The 505-nt window shown below is 53.3% G+C and carries 1 protein-coding gene; it reads left to right on the top strand.

Going from position 1 to position 505, the window contains the following annotated elements; translation table 11 throughout:
- Window positions 1-17: 17 nt before the first annotated feature.
- Window positions 18-377, top strand: a complete 360-nt coding sequence (locus DMG62_00040; GenBank protein ID PYY25052.1) for a hypothetical protein — start codon at window positions 18-20, stop codon at window positions 375-377.
- Window positions 378-505: the final 128 nt, after the last annotated feature.

The following is a 505-nucleotide window of genomic DNA, read 5'->3' as shown; positions in this document are numbered from 1 at the left end:
AGCAGCGGCTATCGCCATTGAAGCTCGTCTTGGAAACGGAGCAGTACAACGTGCTCACGGCGATCAACATGGCGAACGTGAAGCACCTGATTCGGAACTATCCAGTCAACGCAGTCGTAGTGGACGCCGACGCAAAACCTGAGCAGTATGATTGCGCGGCCGCAACGGAACAAATAAAGGCTATGCGTCCTGAAGTCCCGGTCATCATGCTTTCCACGCGGCATTGGGTAGGAAAGGACTATTGTGACGGAGCCGATTACAACCTCGTGAAAGGTGCTTCTCCCGTCGAGACCATTCGAGCCATTGAAAAGATTATGGGCGACCCGCAGCCTGAGGTTCAAGTCGAGTCGAGTGAGCCGCGGAACCAGTCAGCGTGACTGGGTGACGCGACTAACAACCGTTGGTCCCAATAACGGAACCGATTTGGCACGGCTTGGCGATCGAGGATTGTAACCATTTAGAAGAATTACAGAATAACGGGAAGCCTGAACTGCCCATCTTCTTA

The sequence above is a fragment of the Acidobacteriota bacterium genome, assembly GCA_003225175.1.
In the GTDB taxonomy this organism is placed as follows: domain Bacteria; phylum Acidobacteriota; class Terriglobia; order Terriglobales; family Acidobacteriaceae; genus Gp1-AA112.
The sequence above is the reverse complement of the archived record's forward strand: the minus strand, read 5'-3'. Positions and strand labels throughout refer to the sequence as shown.